The 26,941-nt window shown below is 63.3% G+C and carries 19 protein-coding genes; 10 read left to right on the forward strand and 9 right to left on the reverse strand.

The features are described from left to right. The first annotated feature begins 31 nt into the window (after positions 1–31). On the forward strand, positions 32–1,303 hold the full coding sequence (locus BUS42_RS15440; RefSeq protein ID WP_074307692.1) for an L-rhamnose isomerase: 1,272 nt from the start codon (positions 32–34) through the stop codon (positions 1,301–1,303). An 89-nt stretch (positions 1,304–1,392) separates the two neighbouring features. Here BUS42_RS15440 and BUS42_RS15445 read toward each other — a convergent pair whose 3' ends face one another. From BUS42_RS15445 to BUS42_RS15455, 3 genes are all read right to left on the reverse strand, one after another. Continuing rightward, positions 1,393–2,028, reverse strand: a complete 636-nt coding sequence (locus tag BUS42_RS15445) for a hypothetical protein (RefSeq protein WP_074307694.1) — start codon at positions 2,026–2,028, stop codon at positions 1,393–1,395. A 38-nt stretch (positions 2,029–2,066) separates the two neighbouring features. Next, entirely contained in the window at positions 2,067–3,257 is a 1,191-nt protein-coding gene (locus BUS42_RS15450; RefSeq protein WP_074307696.1) for a TadG family pilus assembly protein, read from the reverse strand. Positions 3,258–3,514: 257 nt separating this feature from the next. Then, positions 3,515–3,937, reverse strand: coding sequence for a TadE family protein (locus BUS42_RS15455; RefSeq protein WP_083670211.1), 423 nt, complete (start codon positions 3,935–3,937; stop codon positions 3,515–3,517). Between the two features lie 505 nt (positions 3,938–4,442). Here BUS42_RS15455 and BUS42_RS15460 point away from each other — a divergent pair. The 3 genes from BUS42_RS15460 (at position 4,443) to BUS42_RS15470 (ending at position 9,434) form a co-directional block, all read left to right on the forward strand. Next, positions 4,443–5,996: a sugar ABC transporter ATP-binding protein gene (locus BUS42_RS15460; RefSeq protein ID WP_074307699.1), complete on the forward strand. Its 1,554-nt coding sequence runs from the start codon at positions 4,443–4,445 to the stop codon at positions 5,994–5,996. Continuing rightward, the gene (locus tag BUS42_RS15465; protein ID WP_254053538.1) at positions 5,993–6,940 is read left to right on the forward strand and encodes an ABC transporter permease; all 948 of its coding nucleotides are present in this window, start codon (positions 5,993–5,995) and stop codon (positions 6,938–6,940) included. Before BUS42_RS15460 ends, BUS42_RS15465 begins: the two co-directional genes overlap by 4 nt. 367 nt (positions 6,941–7,307) lie before the next feature. Continuing rightward, entirely contained in the window at positions 7,308–9,434 is a 2,127-nt protein-coding gene (locus BUS42_RS15470) for a substrate-binding domain-containing protein (RefSeq protein WP_074307702.1), read from the forward strand. A 120-nt stretch (positions 9,435–9,554) separates the two neighbouring features. Here the strand turns inward: BUS42_RS15470 and BUS42_RS15475 are convergent, their stop codons facing one another. Then, positions 9,555–10,325 carry an SDR family NAD(P)-dependent oxidoreductase gene (locus BUS42_RS15475; RefSeq protein ID WP_173878241.1) on the reverse strand — a complete coding sequence of 257 codons (771 nt, stop codon included), beginning with the start codon at positions 10,323–10,325 and terminating at the stop codon, positions 9,555–9,557. A 244-nt stretch (positions 10,326–10,569) separates the two neighbouring features. Between BUS42_RS15475 and BUS42_RS15480 the strand changes: the two genes are divergently transcribed. Then, on the forward strand, positions 10,570–12,147 hold the full coding sequence (locus BUS42_RS15480) for a sialate O-acetylesterase (RefSeq protein ID WP_074307703.1): 1,578 nt from the start codon (positions 10,570–10,572) through the stop codon (positions 12,145–12,147). A 228-nt stretch (positions 12,148–12,375) separates the two neighbouring features. Here the strand turns inward: BUS42_RS15480 and BUS42_RS44340 are convergent, their stop codons facing one another. The 3 genes from BUS42_RS44340 to BUS42_RS15500 form a co-directional block, all read right to left on the reverse strand. After that, positions 12,376–16,458 (reverse strand): DUF885 family protein, encoded by a 4,083-nt coding sequence (locus BUS42_RS44340; protein WP_083670213.1) that lies wholly within the window; start codon positions 16,456–16,458, stop codon positions 12,376–12,378. A 458-nt stretch (positions 16,459–16,916) separates the two neighbouring features. Next, the gene (locus BUS42_RS15495; protein ID WP_074307706.1) at positions 16,917–18,281 is read right to left on the reverse strand and encodes a Gfo/Idh/MocA family protein; all 1,365 of its coding nucleotides are present in this window, start codon (positions 18,279–18,281) and stop codon (positions 16,917–16,919) included. A gap of 273 nt (positions 18,282–18,554) precedes the next feature. Further along, on the reverse strand, positions 18,555–18,863 hold the full coding sequence (locus BUS42_RS15500) for a putative quinol monooxygenase (RefSeq protein ID WP_074307708.1): 309 nt from the start codon (positions 18,861–18,863) through the stop codon (positions 18,555–18,557). Between the two features lie 153 nt (positions 18,864–19,016). On the opposite strand from BUS42_RS15500, the gene BUS42_RS15505 reads away from it, so the two are divergent. The 5 genes from BUS42_RS15505 (at position 19,017) to mscL (ending at position 22,172) form a co-directional block, all read left to right on the forward strand. Continuing rightward, positions 19,017–19,415 (forward strand): polysaccharide biosynthesis C-terminal domain-containing protein, encoded by a 399-nt coding sequence (locus BUS42_RS15505; RefSeq protein ID WP_074307709.1) that lies wholly within the window; start codon positions 19,017–19,019, stop codon positions 19,413–19,415. Positions 19,416–19,898: 483 nt separating this feature from the next. Then, on the forward strand, positions 19,899–20,171 hold the full coding sequence (locus BUS42_RS46480; RefSeq protein WP_410001713.1) for a transposase: 273 nt from the start codon (positions 19,899–19,901) through the stop codon (positions 20,169–20,171). A 145-nt stretch (positions 20,172–20,316) separates the two neighbouring features. After that, entirely contained in the window at positions 20,317–20,634 is a 318-nt protein-coding gene (locus BUS42_RS15515) for a thioredoxin family protein (protein WP_074307711.1), read from the forward strand. 130 nt (positions 20,635–20,764) lie between these two features. Further along, positions 20,765–21,652, forward strand: a complete 888-nt coding sequence (locus BUS42_RS15520) for a polyphosphate kinase 2 family protein (RefSeq protein WP_074307713.1) — start codon at positions 20,765–20,767, stop codon at positions 21,650–21,652. An 88-nt stretch (positions 21,653–21,740) separates the two neighbouring features. Further along, entirely contained in the window at positions 21,741–22,172 is a 432-nt protein-coding gene (gene mscL / locus BUS42_RS15525; RefSeq protein ID WP_074311096.1) for a large conductance mechanosensitive channel protein MscL, read from the forward strand. Between the two features lie 87 nt (positions 22,173–22,259). On the opposite strand, the gene BUS42_RS15530 is transcribed toward mscL, so the two are convergent. Then, entirely contained in the window at positions 22,260–23,708 is a 1,449-nt protein-coding gene (locus BUS42_RS15530) for a DUF1501 domain-containing protein (protein WP_074307715.1), read from the reverse strand. Between the two features lie 13 nt (positions 23,709–23,721). After that, positions 23,722–26,868, reverse strand: coding sequence for a PSD1 and planctomycete cytochrome C domain-containing protein (locus tag BUS42_RS15535; RefSeq protein WP_074307717.1), 3,147 nt, complete (start codon positions 26,866–26,868; stop codon positions 23,722–23,724). Positions 26,869–26,941: the final 73 nt, after the last annotated feature.

The raw sequence follows: 26,941 nt of genomic DNA on the forward strand, positions 1-26,941 counted from the left end.
CTAATCAAAAAAAGACGAGAGCAAGGCCACTATGGCAATCAAAGCTCGGCCCGTTGAGGCGGCGTTCGAAGCCGCGAGGGAACGATACGAGGAGCTCGGGGTCGACGTGAATCGCGCCTTGGAGCGACTCGCGAAGATCCCGATCTCGTTGCACTGCTGGCAAGGCGACGACGTCGTCGGTTTCGAGAATACGGGGGAGTCGATCGGCGGCGGGCTGGCGGTCACCGGGAACTATCCGGGGCGGGCCCGGAACCCGGACGAGCTCCGTTCCGACCTGAACAAGGCGCTCGAGCTGATCCCAGGGACGCACCGGCTCAACCTCCACGCCAGTTACGCCGAGACCAACGGCCAGCGCATCGAGCGCAACGCGATCGAGCCGGAACACTTCCGGGGCTGGATCGACTGGGCCCGCGACAAAATGATGGGGATGGACTTCAACCCCACCTTTTTCGCCCACCCGAAGGCCAGTGACGGGCGGACGCTCTCCCACCCCGACGAACAAATCCGCACCTTCTGGATCGAGCACGGTATCGCTTGCCGGCGGATCGGGGCCGCCATCGGCGAGTCACTTGGCACCCCTTGCCTTACCAATGTCTGGATTCCCGACGGCTCGAAGGATACCCCCGTCGATCGTCGATGGCCCCGCGAGCGCCTGGCCCGCGCCCTCGACAAGATCTTTGCCGAGCCGCTCGACCCACGGTTTCAGCGCGACGCGGTCGAGTGCAAGCTCTTCGGGCTCGGGTCCGAAGCCTACGTCGTCGGCTCGCACGAGTTCTACCTTGGCTACGCCCTCTCCCGGAAGAAGATCCTCTGTCTCGACGCCGGCCACTTTCACCCGACCGAGGTCATCTCCGACAAACTCTCGGCCGTCTTGACCTACCTCGATGAGGTCCTCTTGCACGTCAGCCGCGGCGTGCGCTGGGATAGCGACCACGTCGTCACCTTGGGGGAGGAGTTGGTGGCGATCGCCCAGGAGATCATCCGAGGCCACTATCTTGATCGGGTCCACATCGGGCTCGACTTCTTCGACGCCAGCATCAACCGAGTCGCAGCCTGGGTCATCGGCACCAGGAACATGCTCCGGGCACTCCTGATCGCACTGGTCGAACCGATCGGAAGGCTCCAGGAATACGAGGCCTTGGACAATTTCACCGCCCGATTGGCTCTCCTGGAAGAGCTCAAGACCCTCCCCTTCGGTGCGGTCTGGGACTACTACTGCCTGAGCCAGAACGTACCGGTCGGGCTCGATTGGCTGGCCGAGGTTCGCTCTTACGAACGCGACGTGCTCGCGCACCGGTCGTAGCGATCTCCCAGCCAACGGCAATCCGGAGCGGCTCGGTGAGGGCTGCCGACGGGCAGAGTGACTGACGGAGGCCCGGGCAACCTCTCGGCTCAATTGTTCCCGAGGTTGACCGGGCGAGATTTGGTGTCGGTCGACACGAGTTGGCCGCCGGAATAGTAGCGAACCTGGACCAAGGTCATCGAGCTCACATGGTTCGATTCCCAGGTGACACCCGATTTCGCCAGTGAGTAATCCGGGCTATAAGCGCTGAGATCGTTAATCGTTGTCGCAAAGCTAATGGAGAGGTTTCCGTTACCCTGACCGAATCGGCCCCAGGTCGTCGATTTTCCCCCCAGGATGTCGTAATTCAAATTGTTGTTCGAGAGACTGATCTGCTGCGTCCAGGTGATGGTCTCATTCGCGGTGGCGAGTTGGGCCGTCTCCTGGGTGCACGTAGTTGGGACGCGGCCGTTCGACCAAACCTGGAGTTGAAGCCCCCCGGCGCTAAACGAAGGAAACTCGCGATAATTCATGTCAAACGCCACGAAGGGCGTGGAGTTATCACTCACCGGACTCATACAGGTCGTAATCTGAGGCCCCACACCGTCGAGGTCGGGCGAGGCGACAACCAGCGACCAGTCCTCTTGGACTTGGTCGATGACCGGCACAGGGTCGGCCATGGCAGTCGCAAGCGAGAGGAAAACGCTCCCGGATACCAAAACCTTGATGATTCGCGGAATTCGCATTTCTTGGTTCCTTGTACGCATCCTGTGAAACGGTCATTTCAGCGGCTGAGATGGACTCGAATCACACCGCCCGCCGACCATCCCGGAAGCGGAACCCCTGGGATCGCCGCTGGTTCGGTGACCAGGCAGGGCTGCACAATCACGTACTTAGGATTCCCCTGGAAGTTCACGGACATGACCCGGACGGCCTGAAAATTGACAACGCGATACCAGGCGTTGTTCCCGTTGCCTCCATTCGTGTCATAGATCGGAATAATGACAGGTTTCCCAATAATGCTCGCCAGATCGTCTTTAATCCCGGCGCTGATGCCTGGATTGCCGTCAAACGTATACGACGGAGGACTCAGGGACGGGTCGAGCGCAATCTTGCCGGACGGGAATGTCGCCATCTGTGCCGGGGTAATTCCATTGCGAATCTGGTCCCCCAGGGTCGACGTACTGTTGTTGGAGACTCCGACCTTGATCGTCCCCCAGTTACCCGGAGAGCCGGATTGGATGGGATAGATCAACGATTCGTGGATGTTGTCGGAACCACTGGTAACCGTCTTGGTTGCGGGATTAAACGCATAATCATCGTTCGTGGAACCAGCCATCATCGCACGCCAGTTATCGATATAGAGCACGATCGGCAAGAGGTTGACGTTGGCGGAGCTGTTGGTTGAGGAAAACCCTTTGATGGAATAGTTTTGGGCGGTCGCCGTGCTTTGGACCGTGACATTGCTGCCTTTAAAGCCCATCATCCCGCCGAAGAAGGTCGGCACTGGCCCCACATGGGTTGCGTTGCGGGAGAGGTTGACTTGCACCGAGTTAAACTGAGTCGTGTAGGCCGAATCGGAACGGAGCGAGGAAGTCGAGTCGTTGGGGTCGAGATAGCCGACTTTGACGTCACCAACGCCGTCCGCATTGCTCGGATTGGTAACCAGAACGGGGGCAACATTCAAGACGGAATTGGTCTGGGCGAATGACTGAGCCTGCCCATTGGCGGCGGCAAGCTCAACCGAGAGATTCGTCGCGCCACGCGTGCGATTCTCGCTCGCGAGCTTGATCGCACCCGCAAGGGCCGCGGCATCCGCGGCGGTACTGAGTTGGTTACGCGCCACGGCGATTAACGCCAAGTCGACCGACAAGGCCAACATTCCCATGATGACCGGCAAGAGGAGTGCGAACAGCAGCGCGGCAACTCCTCGCCTCATGCGCACGCGTGACGAGCTCTGAATCGTTTCCGACATGATAGAAAGCACCTCGCGGAGGACCGCGGTGGACCGCCGACAGAACAACGTCCTGATTACCGAAAAGGGAGGGCCGATTCCGGAAAGTTGTTTGGCCAGTGTTCCAACAGGTCAGCCCCAGCCAAAGCCTCATCGGCTTGGAACGCAAGTCTCCTGAAAAACGCTCAACGCATCAAAGGTCTCGATCGAGGCGAAACCCTGGGCGACTTCTTGCCGAGATCGGGAGTTGTTCGCTCACGGATCTACGGAATGAATTCTCAAGGGCGTTCACTGCTCATGGTTGCCGAGGCCGTTATTGTTGCGCCCTTGAGAAAGAACGGCGTCCCTAGCCAACTCACGGAACTGTAGGGAACGCTCAGGCGGACGGTGATCGGAGTTCCGGCTGAGGAACTGTCCCAGACATCAGGCGACGGACAGGTGGGGGTCACAGCTCCAATCGGGATCCCGGAACCGGCCAATACCGAATTCACTCGGTTCTGAACGTCGCTCTGAGCTTTGCCGGGAATCACCGCGACGCGACAACCTTCACGCGCGGCCGTGGTCAAGAGCTGGGAGACCATCCCCAACCGAGACGTCTCGATCTGCCCCAGGACCAGCGTAATGAAAACCGGGGCGATCATGGCCATCTCGACGGCGCTGGCACCTCGTCTCGCTCTGGCTCGACTTCGTCGTTTCATCATTGGAGTCCAGCAAGGCAAATCAAACGGGCTTAATCCCACCAGGAGGAGAAAAGAGGTTTCACCAGATAACTGTAGGTCGTGAGTTCCCGGCTTGCATGCCCAATTGGCCGTTCCCCGCCGAGAAGTTTCCAAATCACACCACCCCGCCTCCGCCACCCCATATCGTTGAGGCCCAGGCTCTCCAACCCTCAGCCTTCCGCAAGCTCCGGCACCGCCCGCCGCGATTCTCTCCGGTCGGATCGGATCGTCGTGAGCGCAGTAGTGCGAGCGCCGCGGGAAGACACTATAATAGCCCCCTCACGAGGGGTTCGATCGTGCGACGACCCGAGGACTCGTGGGGGCTCCTCGGACGATATTCTGTCTTGTAGGGTGGGCACGGTCCACCATCGTCTTCTTCTCTTGCAGGGTCGGCTTCCGCCTGCCACCACCTCGAGAAAGAGGCAAGGCGGAAGCCGACCCTACGGGAGCGTGACGACAGCTTACGGGGATTGGGCACGGCCCGGGCATGACTTCTCGGAATCTCGACAAGGGGCGGGTGGTGCCGACAAGACTCAGGCTGACGGCGATCCACAAGGCGTTCGCCGGCGTCCAGGCGCTGAATGGGGTCTCGTTCGACCTCAACGCCGGGGAGGTCCACGCGCTCGTCGGCGAGAACGGGGCGGGGAAGTCGACCCTGATCAAGGTCATCACCGGCGCCCACACGCCCGATCAGGGGACCATCGAGGTCGACGGGCAAGGCGTCGAGGACAACGACCCGGTCCGTGCCCGGGCACTCGGGATCGCGGCGATCTACCAGCAGCCCGCCCTCTTCCCCGACCTGACCGTCGCCGAGAACATCGCGATCGGCCTCGAGACGGGCGGGGCCTGGCGACGGATCCGCTGGGGCGAGCGGCGGGAACGGGCCCGTCGGCTCCTCGCGCGGGTCGGCGCGGCGATCGATCCCGAGGCGGAGGTCCGCGGCCTGACGATGCCCGAGCAGCAGCTCGTCGAGATCGCACGCGCCCTCGGGGCCGAGGCCCGAATCCTGATCATGGATGAGCCCACCGCTTCGCTCGGCGACCACGACGCCGACAACCTGTTCCGCGTCATCCGCGAGCTGAAGGAACAAGGGGTTGGAATCATCTACATTTCCCACCGTCTTGAAGAACTGCCGCAAGTGGCCGACCGGGTCACGGCGTTGCGGGACGGCACCCTGGTCGGCACCCGGCGAATGAGCGAAGTGAACCGGGCGGAATTGATCCGGATGATGGTCGGCCGCGAGCTGGCCGCCGTCTTTCCCAAGGCCGACGTCCCGATCGGCGACGTGGTCCTCGAAGTCCGCGGGCTGGGCTGTCGAGCGTCGGGCGTCCGTGACGTCGACCTCAAGGTTCGGGCCGGCGAGATCGTCGGCCTCGCCGGGTTGGTGGGAGCAGGCCGTACCGAGCTGGCCCGGGTCCTGTTCGGCCTGACCCCGGCCGACGCGGGGGTGATCCTGCTCCGAGGGAATGAGGTCACGATCGAGAGCCCCGCGCGGGCCGTCGCGCAAGGGATCGCCTACGTTCCCGAGGACCGCCGGCACCATGGGGTCATCCTCGACATGTCGGTCGCGGCCAACACCACCCTGGCCACCCTCCGCGCAGTTTCGTCGTTCGGCCTGATCGATTCGGGTCGAGAACGCACGGTGGCGGCCGATTTCGTCCGGCGACTCGGCGTCAAGACCCCCTCGATCGACGACCCGGTCGGCAACCTCTCCGGAGGCAATCAGCAGAAGGTGGCCCTGGCGCGTTGGCTGGCGGCCGACCCGTCAGTCTTGATCCTCGACGAGCCGACCCAGGGGGTCGACGTCGGGGCCAAGGCCGAAATCCACCGGCTCATGGGCGAACTCGCCGGGCGCGGGCTCGCGATCGTCTTGATCTCGTCCGAGCTGCCTGAAATTCTCGGCATGAGCGACCGGATCGTCGTGATGCACGGCGGGGCCGTGACCGGCACGATCGACCGCGACGGCGCCACCCAGGAAACGATCATGGAACTGGCGCTCGGGCACCGTCCCGCGTCCAGTGCAAGCGAGGTGGCGTCATGAACATGAAACGGTTCATCACCCGATACCGCCGCGAACTCTCGGTGGCCCTGGCCTACGCCCTCTTCCTGCTCCTGCTGGCGGTCGCCGCCCCTCGATTCTTCGGGTCCGAGCCGCTCCGCGCGTTCGTGGTCCGAAGCGCACCGGTGCTCGTCGCCGCCGTCGGGATGACCCTGATCATCGTCTGCCGTCACATTGACATCTCTGTCGGTTCTCAATTCAGCATCTGTGGCGTCGTGGCCGGCCTGCTCGCCAAGACCGGAGCGCCGATGCCGATCGTCGGCTTGGGAACGCTTCTGGCCGGGGCCGGGATGGGGGCGGTCAACGGCGCTCTCGTGGCCGGACTGGGGATGCCGTCGATCGTCGTGACCCTGGCCACGATGGTGATCCTCCGCGAGTCGTTGCGCTATCTCCGCGAAGGGGAATTCGTCCGCAACCTCCCGCAAGCGTTCCAGTGGTTTGGCGCGGGGCAGGCCGAGGGCCAATGGCTGGTCGTCGGAATCGCCTTGACGCTCCTGACCCTCTTCGCCTGGAGCCTGCGGAACGTGGCGGCGGGCCGGGCGGTCTATGCCACGGGCTCGGACGCCGAGGCCGCGCGACTGGCCGGCATCCGCCCCCAACGCGTCGTCTTCAGCGTGTTCGTCGTCATGGGAGCCCTGGCCGGTCTCGCCGCCCTCTTGAACGCGGTCCGGTTCGGCGACGTCGACCCCAACTCGGGCGCAGGGCTCGAACTGCAAGTGATCGCCGCCGTGGTCGTCGGTGGCGCAGCAGTCTCGGGTGGACGCGGCACCCTCATCGGCACCCTGATCGGCGTCTGCCTGCTCGGATCGATCGGCCCGGCCCTGGTCTTCCTCAACGCCGAAGCGCAGTGGGAAAAGGCAATCCAGGGACTGATCATCTTACTTGCGGTCGCCTCGGACGCACTCTACAAAGAAGGAAATTCTTAACCACGAATGACATGAATCATAAAAACAATAAAGCGAGACTGTAGCCAGGATACCGGGATCTCGTTCCCACGCGCTTCGTGGGAATGCCGTCCGCGACGCTCTGCGTCGTCTTCCCCGGCGGGTGGAGCCGCAGAGCGGCCAAAACGGCATTCCCACGCAGAGCGTGGGAACGAGTTTCTCCCGCGAATTTCGGCCTCCGGGGCAGACAGACGGCCCAGTTTCCTTGCGATATACTCAAAAAACCAAATCATTACACACACAATAATCTATTCGTTTTTATTATTCGTTTCATCCGTGTGATTCATAGTTAACCCCCACGATTTTCGGTGAAGATCGGCGAAGCGCGTTGAAAATCGAGGCCCAGTCTATGTCGATCCCAGCCGTATCCTCCCGACCCGAGTCGAGCAAACGCCGCGGCTGGCTCGAGCCCTCGCAGCGGATCCTGCTCGCGCTCTTGGCGCTGGAGATCGTCGTCTTCTCCGCGATCGGCACCAACTTCCTCACGCGTGATAACGCGTTCGAGGTCCTTCGCCTGAGCGTCGAGATTGGCCTGCTGTCGATCGCCTTGACTCCGGTGATCGTCAGCGGCGGCATCGACCTGTCCGTCGGTTCGCTGATGGGCCTGTCGGCCGTCCTGTTCGGGACGTTCTGGCGCGACATGGGCCTGCCGATTGCCCTGGCCGCGGCTCTGACGCTCGGCATCGGCGCGATCGCGGGGAGCCTCAACGGCCTTTTCATCACACGTTTGCGCATCCCTCCCTTGATCGTGACGCTCGGCTCGTTCTCGCTCTTTCGAGGACTTGCCGAGGGCCTGACCGGCGGGGTGGACAACTTCACCAACTTCCCGTCGCGGTTCCTCTTTCTGGGCCAAGGTTATCTCTTCGGCGTCGTCCCGGCGCAGCTGCCCCTGTTCGCCCTGGTCGCCCTCGCCTTCTGGGTCCTGCTCCACCGCTCGACGATCGGCCGGGGCCTGGTCGCCGTCGGCTTCGCTCCCGACGCTGCGCGCTACGCCGGCCTGCCGGTCAATCGGCTCGTCGGTTTCGTCTACTTGCTCGCGGGCCTGGTCTCGAGTCTCGCGGCGATCATTTACGTCGCCCACCTCGGCCAGGCGAAGGCCGACGCCGGCACCGGCTACGAGTTGCTCGCGATCACGGCGGTGGTCCTGGGAGGCACGTCGATCTTCGGGGGCCGGGGGACGATTCTCGGAACGCTCCTCGGCCTGTTCGCGATTTCCGTCTTACAGAACGGGCTCAGGCTGGCGGACTTGCCGGCCGAGCTGGCCGGCGTCCTCACGGGCGCGCTCCTCCTCGTCGCGATCGGACTCGATCGCCGCCCCACGCGCACCCCGGCCGCCGCACTTGATCGGTCGGCGTCCCCCACTCCCGATGATGAGGTCCTCAACGTGAAGAATGTGCAAGTGGCCCTGATCTGCGCGGTGATCCTCGCGGGGGCCGTGATCGTGGCGGCCAGCAATGTCTATCTGGTCCGTTCGCTGAAAGAGGACATCGCCAGCCGAGGCCCGGCCGCGCTGGCCCCCGGCGCCGGCGTGGTTGCCGTTGCCAAACCGGGAACCCATCCCACCGAGGCCCGGCAGATCGTGGTGGCGATGATGCCCAAGAGCAAGGGCAACGCCTATTTCATCGCCTGCCGGAAGGGGGCCGAGGACGCGGCCAAGGAGCTGGGCGTCAAGCTGATCTGGGACGGCCCGACCGACCCCGACCCCGCCAAGCAGAATGAGGTCATCGACACCTGGATCACCCGGGGCGTGGACGTCATCGCGGTGGCCGTCGAGAATCGACAAGGAATCTCGTCCGTGCTTCGCAAGGCCCGCGAACGTGGAATCAAGGTCATCACCTGGGATGCCGACGCCGAGCCCGACGCCCGCGACTTCTTCGTGAATCAGGCCACCCCCGAGGGGATCGGCCAGACCCTGATGGACAACGCCGCGCGCATTCTCGGCAACAAGGGACAGTTCGCGATCATCACCGCCTCGCTCACCGCCGCGAACATGATCGAATGGCAGAAGACCATCGAGGCCCGCCGCGCGGACAAGTACCCGAACATCAAGATGGCGGCGCTCCGCCCCTGCGACGACCTTCAAAAGAAGGCGTTCGACGAGACCACCGCCGTCCTCAACGCCAATCCCGAAGTCTCGTTGTTCATGGCCATCTGCACCCCGGCCGTCCCAGGCGCAGCCGAGGCCGTGAAGCAGTCGGGCCGCAAGGACGTCAAGGTGATCGGCCTCGGCCTGCCCAACGACAACAAGCGGTATGTCCATGAGGGAATCACCGACTGCGTCGTGCTCTGGAACTCGATGGACCTGGGCTACCTGGCCGTCCAGGCCTCGCATGACATCGTCGCCGGCACCCTGAAAGCAGGCGATACCTCAGTCAAATCCGGCCGACTCGGCTCGATCGAAATCAAGGGAGACAACATCCTGCTAGGCAAGCCATTCACGTTCACCAAAGAGAATATCGACGAATTCGACTTCTGATCACATGACTTCCAGATTATTCCACGCAAACGATCGACGCCAGCCCAAAGAAACGACCGTCAAGTTCGGCCCAGTTCAAGGCACTTGACGGTCGTCCCACAGACCAACACAACCCGTCGACTACATGATCGAGGAATAACCGCCATCGACGGGCACCGCGGCTCCCGTGACGAAGTCGCTGGCCGCGCTCGAGAGCCAGACGGCGGTGCCGGCGATGTCTCGAGGCTCCGCCCAGCGCCCGGCCGGCACCCGCGCCAGCACGCGTTCATTCAGGCCGGGCACTTCGACCCGTGCCTTGTCCGTCATGTCGGTCACGAACCAGCCGGGGAGGATCGCGTTGACCTGGATATTGTCAGGCGCCCAGGCCAAAGCACAGCTCTTGGTCAGTTGAACGATCCCCGCCTTGCTCGCCGCATAGGCGGGGGCGTAGCTGGCTCCGAAAATCGAAGCCATGCTGCCGATGTTGACCACCTTACCGCCGCCCGCTTCCTTCAACGAGGGATAAACCTCCTTCGACATCAGGAATGCACTCGTTAAATTGACATTCATGACGGTGTTCCACTCGTCGAGGCTCATCAAGTGAGGAGGCTTGCGGATCGTCGTGCCGGCATTATTGAACAGGATGTCGATACGACCGAACCGCGCGACCACCGCGGCGACGGCCGAGGCCACCGGCTCGGGCTGCGCGACGTCGGCCGTGAGCGCCAACACTTCGACTCCCGTCGCCTCGGCCAGGTCCCGCGCGGCCGCTTCGGTTTTCTCAAGATTTCGGGCGACGATCGCCAGCTTCGCGCCCGCCTGGGCCAGCCCTCGGGCGATCCCCAAGCCGAGCCCGCCGTTGCCGCCGGTCACGATCGCCACTTTTCCCGTGAGATCAAACGGATTCACCACGATTTGCTCCCGCCCCAGCCGCTTGGGTGACCGACTCTTCAAGTCACTGAACAGTGTTCGGCCCAGCCTATCGCGAGGCCAGGTGGCTCGCAACCTGGGGCCTTCGCGGAAACCGGGTGGGCCGGGCCCACGCGACAAGACGAGTCGGTTCCTCCCGTACGGGCGCACCGTGGAACCGGGGTCACTTGTTCGCTAACCTACAAGGCTTGGGTCGATCCGCGACGTATCGCTTGAGGAGTTCTCCATGATCCGCGTCTCCACGTTGAAACAGTCCGGCCTGCTCTGCTTGGGGCTGGCGGCCGCCCTGCTGGCAGGCGCCGGCCGGCCCGCGCGGGCCGATGTCAAACTGCCGGCCATCTTCGGCAGCCACATGGTCCTCCAGCAAGGTCAGAAGGACCGAGTCTGGGGCTGGGCCGACCCGGGCGAGGCCGTGACGGTCACCATCGCCAATCAGTCGAAGAGCACCAAGGCCGATCAGGATGGCAAGTGGCTGGTCACGCTCGACCCGATGATGGTCGGCGGGCCGCACACATTGGTCGTCAAGGGGAAGAATGCCGTCACGTTTGACGACGTGCTGATCGGCGAGGTCTGGCTCTGCTCGGGCCAGTCGAACATGCAGTGGGACGTCGCCTCGACCTACGACGCCGAGCTCGAGACCCGAACGGCGAACCGCCCCAAGATCCGGCTCATCACCGTGCCCCAGGTGGGCACCCAGGAGCCCCAGTCCGATTTCAACGGCAAATGGGAGGTCTGCAATCCCGAGACCGTCAAGTCGTTCTCGGCGGTCGGCTACTTCTTCGGCCGGCAGCTGCAGGAGACGCTCGGCGTGCCGATCGGCCTGATCGACGACTCCTGGGGCGGCTCGGCCTGCGAGGCCTGGGTCCGCAAGGACCTGCTCGCCGCCGACGAGGCGTACAAGCCGTTGCTCGAGCGCTGGGAGCAGCAGGAAAAGGGCCTACCGGAAGCCATGGTCAAATTCGAAAAGACCCTGGCGAGCTGGAAAGAGGCGGCGGAGAAGGCAAAGGCAGAAGGCAAGCCGGTCCCCCGTCAGCCGCAGAGCCCCGAAGAGGCGTTGCGCGGGAATCATCGCCCCGCCAACATCTACAACGGCGTGCTCAAGCCGACGATCGGCTACGGCCTCCGCGGCGTCATCTGGTATCAAGGGGAGTCGAACGCCCCCCGCGCCTACCAGTACCGCGCCCTCTTCCCCCTGATGATCAAGAGCTGGCGCGACGAATGGAAGATCGGCGACTTCCCGTTCTACTGGGTCCAGCTTGCCGACTTCCGGGCGGAGAAGCCCGAACCGGCCGAAAGCGACTGGGCCGAGCTGCGTGAAGCCCAGACCTTGACCATGAGCAAGCTGCCCAACACCGGCGAAGCCGTGATCATCGACATTGGTGAAAACAAGGACATCCACCCCCGCAACAAGCAAGACGTCGCCAAGCGACTCGCGCGCTGGGCCCTGGCGAAAGACTACGGGATCGACCTCGCCTATCAGAGCCCCACGTATAAGTCGATGGAGAAGGATGGCAACAAAATCACCTTGACCTTCGACCACGTCGGCAGCGGACTCGAAGCGTTCGACGTCCGCGACCCGATCGGCTTCGCAATCGCCGGTAGCGACCACAAGTTCGTCTGGGCCAAGGCGAAGATCGTCGGCAAGGACAAGGTCGAAGTCTGGGCCGACGAAGTCTCCGAACCGGTCGCGGTTCGCTACGCCTGGGCCGACAACCCCGTCTGCAACCTCTTCAGTCACGAGCGCCTGCCCGCCACCCCATTCCGGACCGATGACTGGCCCGGCCTCACGGTCGACGCCAAGTAATCAAACGACTGTTCCCGTTCCCGGCCCGGCTCCGATCAAGCGATCGGGGCCGGGACAAGGCGGCAGGGTGGCCCGGACAACTTGTTGTCTGGGTGGCGCAGCCACAAGAGGTCCTCGAGAAGACCCAGTCATCGAGCGAACAGCCTGAGCGTGCGGAACGCCTCTTGTCGCTGCGCGACCACGGACAACAAGTTGTCCGGGCCACCCAAAATCAGTCGACGTGAGGAGTCAATCGGCTTTCTCACCAGCGGCATCCAGGAATCGCCAGGTCGTCGCGTCGTCACGCTTGAGCTCTTGCCCGGTCAGGCTGGCGCGAATCATCTCGATCGGGATCGCATTCTCGCGGAGGACCGCGTCATGGAAGGCGCGTTCGGTCATCTTCTTGGAATCGACGAGTTCCCGATGGAGGGCGCGGAGCTGGAATCCGCCGAGCATGTAGGCACTTTGATAAAGCGGGTCATAACTGCCGCCGAACGACCGGCGCACCTCGGCGGTCGCGTTATCGACCTCGTGTCCCACGCGATTGACCAGCAGGTCAATACATTCTTGAGGCGTCTTCTTGCCGAGGTGAAAGTCGAGCGAGAAGATAATCCGAGCGCAACGGTGCATCCGCCAGAAGAGCATGCCCACGCGATCCTCGGGTGACTTGGCAAACTTCATGTCCCAGAGCAAGATCTCCCAGTGGAGCGGCCAACCCTCGACCAAGAAGGGCGACCGGAACAGCTCGCGGTAGGGCCGGTGCCGCGCGGCCATGAAGCCCTGGAGGTGGTGGCCCGGAATGACTTCGTGGTGAACCGTGGCGCGGGCGAAGTGCTTGTTGTTGCCACGCATGCTCATCAACTTCTGCTCGTGCGACATCCCACTGGTCGGGTAGGAGACGCTGACGATTTCCCCACCGGTGAAAAATGGGGTCATGAGCTGGCGACGAGGTGACATCATCTCGATCCGCCACGACTCGCGCGCCAGTTGCGGGATCGTCACCAGGTCGTGGTCGTCGAGAAAGCGAATCGATTCCTGGGCAAGGTCCCGGATCAAGGTCGGCTGCTTTCCCGGCTCGACATGCAGCGACTTGACCCGCTCGAGCGCCTGCTTCCAATCGTCACCGCACCCCATCTCCCGCGCGGCCCGCTTCATCTCGGCTTCGCACCAGGCGAATTCTTTCTCGGCCTGCGCCACCAATTCTTCCGGACTGTACGGGACCATCGCATGGGCAAGCTCGACCAGGAGGGCCTCACGACCGATTGGATCACCGACAATCGTTGACTCGTCCCCCGGCTTGAGGCCCGCCCCTTTCTCACGCACCATCGCCGCGTACTCGCCGAGGGCTTTCTCGACGGCCTTGTACGGTTCGGCCACCCACCAGGTGAAGAGCGGATCATACCCCTCATGGAACGCGTACCAGCCGCGCAACGTCGAGCTTAACTCATGGACGGCGCGAACGGCCCGGTTGGCGAGCACCTTGGTGGCATGACGACTCTTCTCGTCCGACTTCTTCTCCGAGGTCAGCTTCGCCTCGACCGTCTTACCCGTTTCCTTGATCTGACGGAGGAGCTGATCGAGCTGGTTGGCGGTCTGCTCCGGCTCGGCCCATTCCATGCGCCTTCGCGCTTCTTCGAGCGCGGTGATCGTTCCGGCGAACGGCACGTAGGGAGCAACCTCTTTCGTCTCCTTCTCCGCGACGTCGAGCTGCCGCCCTTCATAAACCAGGTGATTCTTCAAGAGCAGGTAATCAATCCGCCCGCCTTGGTCGAGCCCGGCGAAGTCGAATGAGCCAAGCGTGTCGAGCCAGTCGTTCGTGAGCCGCCTGACCCGCTCGACCTGGGCGGGCGAGCTGGACGGCGGAAACGAACGGTTGAGGCTGGAGCGATCGGCCGCGTACTGCTCGATCGCCTCGCGCATTCCCGTGGCGAGGGGGACGACTGACACGCGAGGGGTCGACTCCTCGACGGGCTTGAGCGCGACCGTGGCGACGGCGCGATCGGCCGGCGGCCGCGTCGAGTCGTCCGCCGGCTCGCCCCCGTTGTTTCGGTCGGGGGGTTCCACCTTGAGCAGGTGCCGCACGAAGAAATCCCGTTTGCGACGCTCGCCATAGGGACTGCCCCCCGCGCCATGCCCCGCGCCCGGGAAGACCACGAAATCAAAGTCCTTCTTGGCCTGGATCAGGGCATTGACCACCTGCATCGTCGAGGCCGGATCGACGTTGCGGTCGAGCTCGCCCACAAACAGGAGAAGCTTACCCCGGAGCTTGTGCGCGTTGGTCACATTGGACTGATCGGCGTACTGAGCGCCGATCGGCCACCCCATCCACGCTTCGTTCCACCAGATCTTATCCATTCGATTGTCGTGACAGCCGCAATCGGCGACCGCCACCTTGTAGAACTCAGGATGGAACAGGAGCGCTCCCATCGCGTTCTGGCCGCCGGCCGATCCGCCGTAGATCCCGACCCGCGACAGGTCGAGCGCCGGATCCTTCGCGGCGGCCGCCTTCATCCAGAGGATCCGGTCGGGGAACCCGGCATCCCCCAGGTTCTTCCAGCAGACGTCGTGAAACGCCTTCGATCGCCAATTCGTGCCCATGCCGTCAACCTGGACCACGATGAACCCGAGCTCCGCAAGCGACTGCGTCCGATGCAAAGGCGCGAACTCCTTGGGGACGAACGCCCCTTGCGGCCCCGCATAGATCTGCTCGATGACCGGATAAGTGCGTCTGGGGTCGAAATTCGAGGGCCGGAAGATCACGCCGTGGATCTCGGTCTTGCCGTCACGCCCTTTGGCGGCGAACCGCTCGGGGATCCGCCAACCGGTTTCGAGCAAAGCCGACCAATCCCCCTTCTCCAACTCCAGGACGAGCTTGCCGTCCTTCGCGGAACGAAGCTCGATCACCGGGGGAAGATCCACACGCGACCAGGTGTCGACCAACCACTTGCGATCCGGCGAGAAATTGACTTGATGCGTGCCGTCTCCTTCCGTGAGCCTGACCAGGCCACTGCCATCAAGGTTCACTCGCGCGTGGTGGACGAAATAGGGGTCTTGTTTGGCGTGGATCCCCCCCGCGCGGAACCAGAGCTCCCGCGCTTCCTCGTCAACCCGGTCGACCCCCAGAACAACCCACTCTCCCTTGGTGACCTGGTTCTTGACCTGGCCTGTCAGCGCATCAAAAAGATAGAGATGATTCCAACCGTCTCGCTCCGACATCCAGAGAACTTCATTCGTCTCATCAAGATAGCGCAGGAACATTTTCTGGGAATAGTCGATGAACGTCTCATTCTGCTCATCGATAATCGCCCTGGCCACGCCGGTCTCAGGGTCGACGGAGACCAGGCGGAGGACCTGATGCCCGCGCTGGTTGTAGAGGAACGTGAAGCGTGACGAGTCCCGAGACCAGTGAAAATCACCCAGGCTCCAGGGGTTCTTGAACAGGTCGTCCCCGATCGGAATCTCTTTGTGCGCGGCGACGTCGAACAGGTGAGGCCGCGAGACCGAGGGGGTGTCTCCCGGCTTGAGGTAATCGAATGCGTGCAGCTTGGGCTGCAACTGGTCTTTGGGAGACGACTCGATGAGGTGGACGGTTCGCTCGTCTCCCTTCGAGCGCCGGAGTGCAACCAGCCGCTTGGAGTCGGGCGACCAGAACACGCCCTCTTCATATTTGGTCTCGTCGGTTCCTCCCTCGCTCAGCGAGAACTCTTCTCCCGTGGCCTTATCCTTGAGCCGCAGGTCATGCCCCTTTAACTCGACTCGCCACTTGCCGTCCGGCGAGTCCTGGCCCCGCGGCGATCGTGCCCCACGTCGCCCCCCGCCCTCCCCTGGTCCTGCCCCTGGACGCCGATTGGCCCTGCGATCGGGCTCGGGCGAAGGGCTGAGAGGCTCGGTCGGCTCGAGCCGATCCGCAACGAGATCATAGCGCCAGGCCTTGCCGTCGACCTCGAACGCGATCGATCCCGGTTGGGGAAACGTGATCCGATCGAACGGGAGATGGGTCGACTTTCGCGGCGTTCCGGTCACACGTGTGAGCGTATCGGCCAGCTTGGTGTGATCAAACGCAGGAAGGCGGGTGCCCTCGACCGCGTCGACGACGATGAACTCACGGGCCCCTTCCGCCAGCGTGTTGCGATACCAGAAGCGATTCCCCGCGTCGAACCAGGTTGGTTCGACACGGCTCTTAAACACCTTGTCACGCGTCCGCTCGTGGAGGCCGTCCGCACGCGCGTAGTCGGCCTGGGTTCCCTGGCCATAAGCCGGTCCCGGCAACGCGGCAACCACCACCGTCGCGACGACAGCCCGTATCGTTCTTCCGAGGACGAACTGGCTCATTCTTCTGCACTCCTGTTCATCGAAGGTGTCGGGCAGATCATCCTCGAAGACTTGCGGTTTTCGCTCGCATTGCACACAAGCAAGAGAAAAGTGGGTAACCACCCAAGAATCCCTCTGATTCCTTGAGTTGGCCGACAGCTGACCTCATCATTTCCGTGCGTCACCCACAAGTAAACCGCTCTAAAATAAGGCCTCAACCCGCGGGGGACAACTCCCCGGGGATTCCCCAATGCCTGTTCGATCGATCGGCCGGCCGCTCGCTTGAACCGAGCCGCGCACGCAGCGCAGCGGACACGCGCTGAGGTTCCATGAGCCCGAGCGCAACCGGATCAAGGCCCCCCTGACCGGATTCCCCGCAGTGAGAAAATGACCCCGCCTCGACCTGACTTCCCCGGCTGGGGAAGGAGGGCGAGGCGGAATCGATTGGCCCGATCTGATCAGATCAAGTCAAATCAGGTTCATTCGTGGATCGAGAAGCCCTTGCGGTAGTCGCGTCGGATGTACTGGTCGGCGTCGGAGTTGTTCTTGACCCGCATCGCGGCCGGATCCCACTCGATCTTGCCACCCGACCTGAGGGCGACGACGCCGAGGAGGACCGTCTCGGTGAGCCGGCCGGCGTAGTCGAAGTTCGACATCGGCTTCTTGGGGTCGTTTTCCTTGATGCCTTCCACCCACTCCCCGAAGTGGTTCTTGGTGCGGGGGAGGGTTGGCTCGGGCGCTTTCAGGTCGGCGAACTTGTCGTTGGGCAAGAGGATGTGCTCTGCGCCGTAGTCGTTCACCGAGTAGAACGAGCCCTTCTCGCCGACCAGCAGCAGGCCGCTGCCGCCGACATTCTGCCCCTCGAGCAGCTTCTTGTAGGCGCGCTTTTCTTCGGGGAGTTTGCTGCCGCCATCGTACCAGGTCAACGACAACGGGGCTCGGCCCTCGCGCTCGCCGAAGTTGGTCTTGATGATCGACCAGACCGGGTAGCTCTCTTTGTCGACGATGCCCGAGGTGTCGACGACCTCGACCGACTCGGGGTCGAACAGACTGAGCGCCATGGCGGCGACGTTGATGGTGTGGCAGGCCATGTCGCCCAGGGCGCCGGTGCCGAAGTCGAGCCAACCGCGCCAGTTGAACGGGTGGTACTTGGGGCTGTACGGCCGGTCGTGCGCCGGGCCGAGGAATTCGTACCAATGCACGTTATCAGGGATACCGGGGGTGTCGGTGGGCCGGCTGACGCCCTGCGGCCAGATCGGCCGGTTGGTCCAGACGTGAATCTCGCGGATCGGCCCGAGGACGCCGGAGCGGATCAGTTCCACGCCCGAGCGGAACCCGTTGTGCGAGGTTCCCTGGTTGCCCATCTGGGTCACCAGCTTCTTCTCGGCGGCCAGGGTCCGCATCAAGCGGGCTTCTTCGACCGACCAGGTGAGCGGCTTCTGGCAGAACGTATGCTTGCCCAACCGCATGGCCCGGACGCTCGCGGGCGCATGGCTGTGGTCGGGCGTGCTGACGGTCACCGCGTCGATCTTGTCCCCCACCTCCTCGAGCATCTTGCGATAGTCGGTGTACTTCTTCGCCTTGGGGAACTTCTCGGCCATCTTGTCGAGCGTCTTCTCGTCGATGTCGCAAAGCGCCACGATATCGCCGTAGGCCCCGGCGTCGCGCGTGTCGCTATCGCCCTTGCCCCCCACACCGATGCAGGCGAACTGAACGCGCTCGTTGGGTGACTTCGACTTGTCTTCCTGGGCATGCGCCACGGTCTGCCCGGCGAGAAGCGGGCCTGCCGCTCCCGCCACCGCAGTCTGCCGAAGGAAGTCTCGACGTGTTGAGCGGCGATTCATCTTCTGGGTTCTCCCTGAGTCGTTGATTCGGCCTGCGTGCCCCACGTGAGACGACCCCCTCGTCTTCACGTTCGCGTGGCGACCCGGTCCTCGTCCGGCCCGGCCACCGTAGCGAAACACGCCTTGCGCAGCGTCAAACGCCGGCTAGTATCGCGCGCCCCACCAGACGTCGCAATGAACCAGAGCGGCCAGGCCGAGGGTTTGCCGATCGCTCGACCTGGCCGCTCGGCCGCCGAATTCTCTGGTCTCCGGCTCCCCCAATGGGGTCCTCACTCACGCCGGGGTCAAGATGACGAGGGTGGTCTTGACGACCATCTCCTTGACTTTGGGCCGGTAGGCTTCCATATGTGGGGCCACCAGGTGCTGCTTGAGGTGTTCGACACTCTCCCACTTCTCGACGACCGTCACGACGTCCGGTCGCGCGGAGGGTTGGCCCCCGATGTCGGTCACGGCGTCAACGGTGGGTCCGTACTCGAGGCAACCGGCTTCCGCCAGGACGGGTGCGACGATCTTGCGGAATTCGTCGAGGAACGCGTCGCGCCGGCCTTCGTGTAGCTCGATCGTGGCAATCACGTGAATCATGGCGTCTCTTAAAACCTCAGGGACCGGATGCGGGTGCGGAATTCACTCGAAGTACGTATCATATCGCACGCTGACGGCAAGGGAAGCGACCCGCTCGTGTCGACTTTCACCCCGGCTCCTCCAATTCACCCATCCTTTCCTGGAGTTATTCTTATGGCCAATCGGATCGCGATCGAACCGATGACCTACCCGACCGATCACCGCGGCCTTGTCATGGAGCCGATCGGCCCCGATGCGCTCCCGCATCAGCAAAACGTCCACCTCGCCCTGACCGGCCCCGGCCACATCCGCGGCAACCACTACCACAGGCAGGGCCACGAGATCGCCGTCGTCCTCGGCCCCGCCCTGGTCCGCTACCGCGAAGAACCGGAAGGCGCGATCCACGACCTCAATATCCCCCAAGGCCAAGCCTATCGGCTCCGAATTCCCCCCGGCGTCTCCCATGCGTTCCAGAACCCAGGGCCGACTCCCATGGTGATCATCGCCTTCAACACGGTGGTCCATGACCCCGATCACCCGGATGTGGTGCGTGACGTGCTCATCGAGGCCTAAGTCGTCATGACAGACTCCTTCCTGGACTCTCCTGATCCCCCCCTGGGACCGCGGGCGCTCCGCCCGCATTCTTCAATTCCTCCCTCCCTGGGACCGCGGGCGCCCCGCCCGCATTCTTCAATTCCTCCCCCCCTGGGACCGCGGGCGCTCCGCCCGCATTCTTCAATTCCATCTTCAGAAGCACCACGACCTCCCGACCACAACCGCGGCTACCTTCCCCATTGGGAAGCCTGGGAACACCCTCAGAGCATCACCTTCCGGCTGGCCGACAGCTTACCGCATGACTTGCTCGCTCGATGGGAGGAAGAATTGGCGAGACTCACCCAATCGGCTCGCGACCTCGAGCGTCGCAAAAAGATCGATGCCGCGCTCGACGCCAACCACGGTGCGTGCCACCTCCGGATATCCGAAAACGCCCGGGCCGTCGTAGATACACTCTTGTTTTTTGATGGATTTCGCTATCAAATGCACGCTTGGTGCGTGATGCCGACACACGTCCATGTTCTAGTGACACGATTTCAAGGTAATACTCTGAGTCAAGTGCTGCATTCCTGGAAGTCGTACACAGGGAAAGTGGCGAATCGTTTGCTGGGGCAGACCGGCCGGTTTTGGCAAGAAGAGTATTTCGATCGGAGGATCCGAGATGAAACACACTTTTGGATCGCGAAACGGTATATCGAGGAAAATCCGGTGAAGGCGGGTTTATGCCATCGACCGGAGGATTGGATGTTTGGAAGTGCCGCGAGGCAACGATGAAGAAGAATCAAGAGCGGGCGGGACGCCCGCGGTCCCAGAGGGGAAAAGAGAAGAAGCTGCGGAGCAGAGAGTCGGGCACCGATTTTGCTTCAGACTCACGCCGTGTGCGAATGTCGAGGGAAAACCAACAGAACGGACATAAACGATGGAGACCACCGAACCGACCCGTGAGGAGATCGACCGGACGTCGGGGCCGTTGCTCCTTGAGTTCGGAGCGACTTGGTGCGGCCATTGCCAGGCGCTCGCACCGCAGTTGGCGGAAGTTCTGGCGACTTACCCGCACGTGAGACACATCAAGGTGGAGGATGCGTCGGGGAGGCGGTTGGGGCGTTCGTTCGGTGTGACTTTGTGGCCGACTCTGGTCTTCCTCCGGGATGGCCACATCGTCCAAACGGCGGTCCGACCGGATCGGGAAGAAATTCAGGAAGGCCTGAAGGCCGTGACCGAGGTCAAGGTCGAGTGATCGATCCATTGTCCCCAGGAAGCGACGGGTCAACGGGAAGATTGCCAGCTTGTGCTCACAAACAGTTTTGCTGACATGAACGGTCCTCGGGATCGTTCCAAGACCGCAAGGCGCCTGGGGTCCACGACTCGTGAAGTATTTTGACAAGTTCCGCGTCAAACCAGGTCAGAAGGTCAAGCTCGACGAAGTCGACCCGGACTTCACCGACGCGCACGTGAGCCGTGATGACGCGGCCAAGGAGGTCAAGTCGGATACCCGCCGGCTCAGGGAACTCCAAGAACGGCTTTACGCCGAGCGCGGACGGTCGCTCTTGATCTGCTTGCAGGCCATCGATGCTGGTGGCAAAGACGGGACGGTCCGCCACGTCCTGGGGGCCATGAACCCGCAGGGCTGTAAGGTGATTTCCTTCAAGGAACCGACCCGCATCGAGCTCGACCACGACTTCCTCTGGCGGGTCCACCAACAAGTGCCGGGCAAGGGGGAGGTCGCCGTGTTCAACCGGTCACACTACGAGGACGTGATCGTCGCGAAGGTCGATGAACTCGTCCCCAAGAAGACGTTGGCGGCACGCTATGACCAAATCAATGCATTCGAAAATTTACTGATTCATAATCAAACTCACGTTCTCAAATTTTTTCTCCACATCAGTAAAGAGGAACAGCTCAAACGATTCAAGGCCAGGCTCGAAGACCCGACGAAGCAATGGAAGATCAGCGAGAGTGACTACGCCGATCGCGAGCGCTGGGGTGACTACATGACGGCGTTTGAAAAGGCCCTGTCCAAGTGCAGCACCGAGCATGCCCCCTGGTTCATTATCCCGGCGAACAAGAAGTGGTTTCGCAACCTCGCCGTCGCCCGAATCGTCGTGGAATACCTCGACGGCCTCGAGTTGAAGTACCCACCCCCCACGGTGGATCTCGCCAAGATTCGCCAGGAATATCATGAGGCGGAGTCTGACTCGGAGACGGAGACGGAGACGGAGACCAAGGATCAAGCGAGTGGTCACGGCCCACCGTAACCGTAGCCACGGTCGCTCTCCATGGAGGAAATGCCCAACACGGCCCTTAAAGGAGGGTCACAACGTGGACATCAAACATCTCGATCCCATGAAACAGGCATCGTCACTCTTCGGCGAGTTCAAAAACTTCGCCTTCAAAGGGAGCGTCATCGACCTGGCCGTCGGCGTGATCATCGGAGCGGCGTTCGGCAAAATTGTCACGTCGCTCGTCGACCACATCATCATGCCGTTCATTGGCGTCCTCCTCCCGGGCAAGTCCGGCTATCAAGGTTGGACGCTGCCGATCCGGGGCAAGGTGATTCCTTACGGCTTGTTCCTCGGCGATGTCGTCAACTTCTTGATCGTTGCCGCGGCGCTCTTCTTGTTCATCGTCAAGTTCCTGGGCTGGATCATGAGAAGCAAGCAAGAGGAAGCGAAAGCGGCCCCGCCGTTGACCAAGGATCAGGAACTCTTGAGCGAGATCCGCGACCTCCTCAAGCAACAGGCGAGACCAATCGGGGCGAGCGAGACGCCGCAATAGCCTGGGGATGCAAATCCGTGGATTGGTTTCCCGTGTTCGCTCGCCCAGAGGCGAGCGCGAATAGGCTTGCAAGGTATTCCTTGAGGATCAGGCGAGCAGCTCATTGACAACCCGGCCCGCGACGTCGGTCAGGCGGAAGTCGCGGCCCTGGAAGCGATAGGTCAGGCGGGTGTGGTCGAAGCCGAGGAGGTGGAGGATCGTGGCGTGCAGGTCGTGGACGTGGACCACGTCCTTGACGGCCTGGAAACCAAGCTCGTCACTCTCGCCCAGGGTGACGCCCGGCTTGATGCCGCCGCCGGCCATCCACATGGTGAAGGCGTTGGGATGGTGGTCGCGACCGTCGTTCCCGCCTTGAACCATCGGGGTTCGGCCGAACTCGCCGCCCCAGACGACCAGGGTGTCCTCAAGCATCCCGCGCTGTTTGAGGTCCATGATCAGGGCCGCACACGCCTGGTCGGTCTCCTGGCAGTTCCGCTTGAGGTCGCCGACCAGGTTGCCGTGCTGGTCCCAGGCCTCGTGGAAGATCTCGACGAACCGGACGCCCTTCTCGACGAGCCGGCGCGCGAGGAGGCAGGTGTTGGCGAACGAGGGCTTGCCCGGCTCGGCACCATACATCTCGAGAACATGCTTGGGCTCGTGCCCGATGTCCATCACCTCAGGGGCGACCGACTGCATCCGATAGGCCATCTCGTACGAGCTGATCCGGGTGGCGATCTCGGGATCTCCCACCTCGTCGAGCCGCATCCGGTTCAGGGAGCTGACGGCGTCGAGACTCTCACGCTGAAGCTCCGCGTCGACCCCGTTGGGGTTCGACAGGTAGAGCACCGGATCGCCACTGGCACGGAACTGTACACCTTGATGGACGGTCGGTAAGAAGCCGCTCCCCCAGTTCGAGTTGCCGCCGCTCGGGCCTTTCTTGCCGGTGCTGAAGACGATGAAGCCGGGCAGGTCCTGGGTCTCGCAACCGAGCCCGTAGGTGGCCCAGGCGCCCACGCTCGGCCGGCCGAAAATCTGCGAGCCGGTGCTCATCAGGATCTGGCCAGGGGCGTGGTTGAAAGCGTCGGTCGTCATCGAGCGCACGATCGCGACGTCGTCGACGACCTTCGCCAACTCGGGCAGAAGCTCCGAAAGCTCCGCGCCACTCTGCCCGTGCCGAGCGAACTTGAACTTCGGCCCGAGCAGCTTGGAGTTCGGGTTGATAAACGCCGCGCGATATCCTTTGAGTAACTCGGGAGGAGGCAAGGTCCCGTCGAACTTCGCAAGCTGAGGCTTGTTGTCGAAGAGTTCGAGGTGGCTCGGAGCGCCTGCCATGAACAGGAAAATGACCCGCTTGGCCTTGGGCGTGTGGTGAGGCGCCTTGGGGGCGAGCGGATTGCCCCCCAGCGAGGTCGCGGACGCAGGCGCGGCGTAGCCTCCTTGGTTCAGGAGCTGGCCGAGCGCCAGCGAACCGAGGCCGACTCCGCACTGCTGGAGGAACCAGCGGCGAGCGACCTGCGTCGGATTCGCGTTGCGGTAGAGGTGGTCCTGGCAGTTCATGGCTCGCCCCTCTTTATTCCTTGGAGATCGTTTCGTCGAGGTTCAACAGCACGCGGGAGACCGCGGTCCAGGCAGCGAGCCGGACAGGCGTCGCGCCCGCGGGGAGCGTGGGCGGCTGGTTCGGATCGGTCGCCGCGAGCTCCCAGGGCTTGGCCCCGCCGCGGCCGAACCGCTCTTCCTGGCGGCGCAGGAGGTCGAGCAGCACAGTCGCCTCCCGAGCGGTCGGCGTCCGCGCCAGACAGCGTCGAAAGGCATAAGTAAGCTGCGAGGAGTCGGTATCTCCCCCCTCTTGCAGGGTACGCAGCGCCAGGGCCCGGGCGCACTCGAGGAAGGTCGGCTCGTTGAGAATCGTGAGCGCCTGCAACGGCGTGTTCGACCGTGTGCGGCGGACGCACGAGACGTCGCCGTTGGGCGAGTCAAACGTCTGGAGCATCGGGTACGGCACCGACCGATAGCGGAACGTGTAGAGGGCGCGACGGTAGCGGTCCGGGCCGGTGGCGACCGGCCAGACCTTGGGACCGTAGCTGGTCGGGGGCTGGAACAGGAACTCGGGGGCCGGCGGAAACACGCTCGGACCGCCGATCTTCGGATTGAGCAGGCCGCTGGCCGCCAGGGCCACGTCACGGACAACCTCGGCGTCGACCCGGAACCGAGGGCCACGCGTCAGCAAGCGATTGTAGGGGTCGCGGGCCAGCAGCTCGGGCGTCGCCTTCGACGACTGCCGATAGGTGGCCGAGCTGACGATCAAGCGGTGCAGGTTCTTGAGGCTCCAGCCTTGCTCCATGAACTCGACCGCCAACCAGTCGAGCAGCTCGGGGTGCGACGGCGGCTCGCTCTGCGTGCCGAGATCCTCGCTGGTGCTCACCAGGCCGATCCCGAAATAAGCCTGCCAGACACGGTTGACGATGGCCCGAGCGGTCGTCGGCGCATTGCGATCGGCCAGCCAGCGGGCGAACGTCAAGCGATCGGCGGGCGCGTCCGGCGGCAGCGCGTTGAGGAACTCAGGCACTCCGGGCGCCACGGTCTTGCCCGGCTTGAGAAAATCACCGCGGATGAGCATATGAGTCATCCGCGGCGTCTCGCGCGCCTTGAAGACGAGTTGCGACGCCCCTTCGGGATGTTCACGCCAGAGCGCTTCGATCCGGTCGTTCGCCGCTTTCCATTCGGGGACGGTCGTCCGCCAGTAGCTGAAGACCGTCGCGACTTGCGCGGGGGTCCGTTGCTCGGCTGCGATCGCGAGGATCTCGCGAACCCCCTTCGGTAGCGGGTCGGCCGTCGCGTCGGGGGCCGTCGTGACCGAGAATCGGAACCGGCCGAGGTTGTTGGTCTGGTTATCGTCGCTGTTCCAGCCGCCGTGGCTCTGGTTCAGGTAGAACGTGACCAGGCTGCCGCCGGCGTGTGCGATCGGCTTCTCGGCCACGAAGACGGCCTTGCGCGGCTGGTTCCGCCGACCGGGGCCAAGGTCGAAGGTCCAGGCGGTCGGGGCCTTGCCGTCGATCGCGTACTCGATCGGCCCGGTCACGCGCGGCGTCTTGCTCCGGTCGTCGAAGATCGCCTCGAGCGGGGCCTCCGGCGGGTTCACGTCGGCCGTCGCCTTGACGAGCTTGATCCGCTCGGGCTTGGCGGAACCGTCGGCGGGGGCGGCGTCGACGAGAAACTCGGTGAGCGCTCCGGTCCCTTTGATCGAGCGACCCGGCCCTCCGAGCGGGAGGTTCGGATCGTTGAGCAGCTCGAGCCGGAACGCGGTGATCCCCTGGACGTTCGTCTTCACCGTGAACTTGGTCTGGAACTTCGTCGGCGCATAACCGCCGGCCAGGAGCGAGCCGTCATCCATCCTCTGATGCTTCTGTCCCCCGGTGCTGATGTCGTCCACATCCGCCTCGACGACCGTCCACTCCGGCTGGTCGGAGCTGACCGCTTTTTCCCAGGCCGCCATCCGCTGGGCCCAGTCGGATGTCTGGTGCTGGAGTTCCCCCTCGATCTCGCGGATCCGCTGAAACAGGTCGGCCCGCTTCATTTGTTCATCGGGGGAGTAGACAGCGACGTTCGCCTCGTGAGTGTTGTTCACATAGGCGAACATCTTGTAGTAGTCTTCGTGCGTGAACGGGTCGAACTTGTGCGTATGACACTGGGCACATTGAATCGTCAGGCCGAGGACCCCTTTACCGATCGCCTCCATGCGGTCAAACATGGCCTCCATGCGGAACTGCTCGGGGTCGACTCCCCCTTCTTCGTTGATCATCGAGTTGCGGAGAAATCCGGTCGCGACGACCTGATCTTGCGTCGCGTTCGGCAAGAGGTCGCCTGCGATCTGCTCGATGACGAATCGGTCATACGGGAGGTCGCGGTTCAGGGCCTGGATCACCCAGTCGCGATAGGACCAGACTTGCCGAAGCTTATCCTTTTCGTACCCGTCGGAGTCGGCGTAGCGCGCGGCGTCGAGCCAGATCCGGCCCCAGCGCTCGCCGTAGGCCGGGGCATCAAGGAGCCGGGCAACCCGATTCGCGTCACCGTCCGGGCCCGACTCGGCGAGCGCGGCGTCGGCCTCCGCGATCGTCGGCGGCAGGCCGATCAAGTCGAGGCTAAGCCGGCGGAGCCGGGTCAGCGTGTCGGCCTCGGGCGATGGGGCCAGCCCTTCCTTCTCGAGACGCGCGAGCACGAACGCGTCGATCGGGTTCCGGCACCAGACGGGGTTGCGGACCTCCGGCACGGTCGGCCGCTTCGGCGGAATGAACGCCCAGTGTTTCTCGAAGGGAGCCCCCTGCTCGATCCAGACCTTGAGTCGTTCGGTCTGCTCCGCGGTCAGCGTCTTGCCCGACTTGACCGGGGGCATCCGCTCTTCGCCGTCGTCGGAGGTGATCCTCAGGTAGAGTTCGCTCTCCTTCGGTTTGCCCGGAACGATGGCTGGACTCCCTGAGGCCGCCGGAGCGCGGGCTCCCTCGGGCGTGTCGAGCCTGAGCTTGGCTTTGCGCTTCGGCTCATCAGGGCCGTGACAGGCGAGGCAATTGTCGGCCAAGATCGGGCGGATGTCGCGATTGAAGTCGACCTTCGATCCCGGACCCGGTCCCGCGGCAACCGCCGGTCCCGTGGCAATCGCGATCAGGAGGAGAGCCAGCGGTCTTCGGCGCTGGCGTTCCGGACGGCCTGGGGAGCATTCCATGGGAGTCGACTCCGTCGGCTCACTCCGGCAAGAGGACCAGACCAAGGCAGGGCATGGTCGAAGCCGAAGGAGC

The sequence above is a fragment of the Singulisphaera sp. GP187 genome (assembly GCF_900129635.1).
GTDB lineage: Bacteria > Planctomycetota > Planctomycetia > Isosphaerales > Isosphaeraceae > Singulisphaera.

Bases quoted from the DNA above. Each gene is read 5' to 3' on its own strand.
- BUS42_RS15440 (WP_074307692.1), top strand. From the start codon at position 32: ATGGCAATCAAAGCTCGGCCCGTTGAGGCGGCGTTCGAAGCCGCGAGG.
- BUS42_RS15445 (WP_074307694.1), bottom strand. From the start codon at position 2,028: ATGCGAATTCCGCGAATCATCAAGGTTTTGGTATCCGGGAGCGTTTTC.
- BUS42_RS15450 (WP_074307696.1), bottom strand. From the start codon at position 3,257: ATGTCGGAAACGATTCAGAGCTCGTCACGCGTGCGCATGAGGCGAGGA.
- BUS42_RS15455 (WP_083670211.1), bottom strand. From the start codon at position 3,937: ATGATGAAACGACGAAGTCGAGCCAGAGCGAGACGAGGTGCCAGCGCC.
- BUS42_RS15460 (WP_074307699.1), top strand. From the start codon at position 4,443: ATGACTTCTCGGAATCTCGACAAGGGGCGGGTGGTGCCGACAAGACTC.
- BUS42_RS15465 (WP_254053538.1), top strand. From the start codon at position 5,993: ATGAACATGAAACGGTTCATCACCCGATACCGCCGCGAACTCTCGGTG.
- BUS42_RS15470 (WP_074307702.1), top strand. From the start codon at position 7,308: ATGTCGATCCCAGCCGTATCCTCCCGACCCGAGTCGAGCAAACGCCGC.
- BUS42_RS15480 (WP_074307703.1), top strand. From the start codon at position 10,570: ATGATCCGCGTCTCCACGTTGAAACAGTCCGGCCTGCTCTGCTTGGGG.
- BUS42_RS44340 (WP_083670213.1), bottom strand. From the start codon at position 16,458: ATGAGCCAGTTCGTCCTCGGAAGAACGATACGGGCTGTCGTCGCGACG.
- BUS42_RS15495 (WP_074307706.1), bottom strand. From the start codon at position 18,281: ATGAATCGCCGCTCAACACGTCGAGACTTCCTTCGGCAGACTGCGGTG.
- BUS42_RS15500 (WP_074307708.1), bottom strand. From the start codon at position 18,863: ATGATTCACGTGATTGCCACGATCGAGCTACACGAAGGCCGGCGCGAC.
- BUS42_RS15505 (WP_074307709.1), top strand. From the start codon at position 19,017: ATGGCCAATCGGATCGCGATCGAACCGATGACCTACCCGACCGATCAC.
- BUS42_RS46480 (WP_410001713.1), top strand. From the start codon at position 19,899: ATGCCGACACACGTCCATGTTCTAGTGACACGATTTCAAGGTAATACT.
- BUS42_RS15515 (WP_074307711.1), top strand. From the start codon at position 20,317: ATGGAGACCACCGAACCGACCCGTGAGGAGATCGACCGGACGTCGGGG.
- mscL (WP_074311096.1), top strand. From the start codon at position 21,741: ATGAAACAGGCATCGTCACTCTTCGGCGAGTTCAAAAACTTCGCCTTC.
- BUS42_RS15530 (WP_074307715.1), bottom strand. From the start codon at position 23,708: ATGAACTGCCAGGACCACCTCTACCGCAACGCGAATCCGACGCAGGTC.
- BUS42_RS15535 (WP_074307717.1), bottom strand. From the start codon at position 26,868: ATGGAATGCTCCCCAGGCCGTCCGGAACGCCAGCGCCGAAGACCGCTG.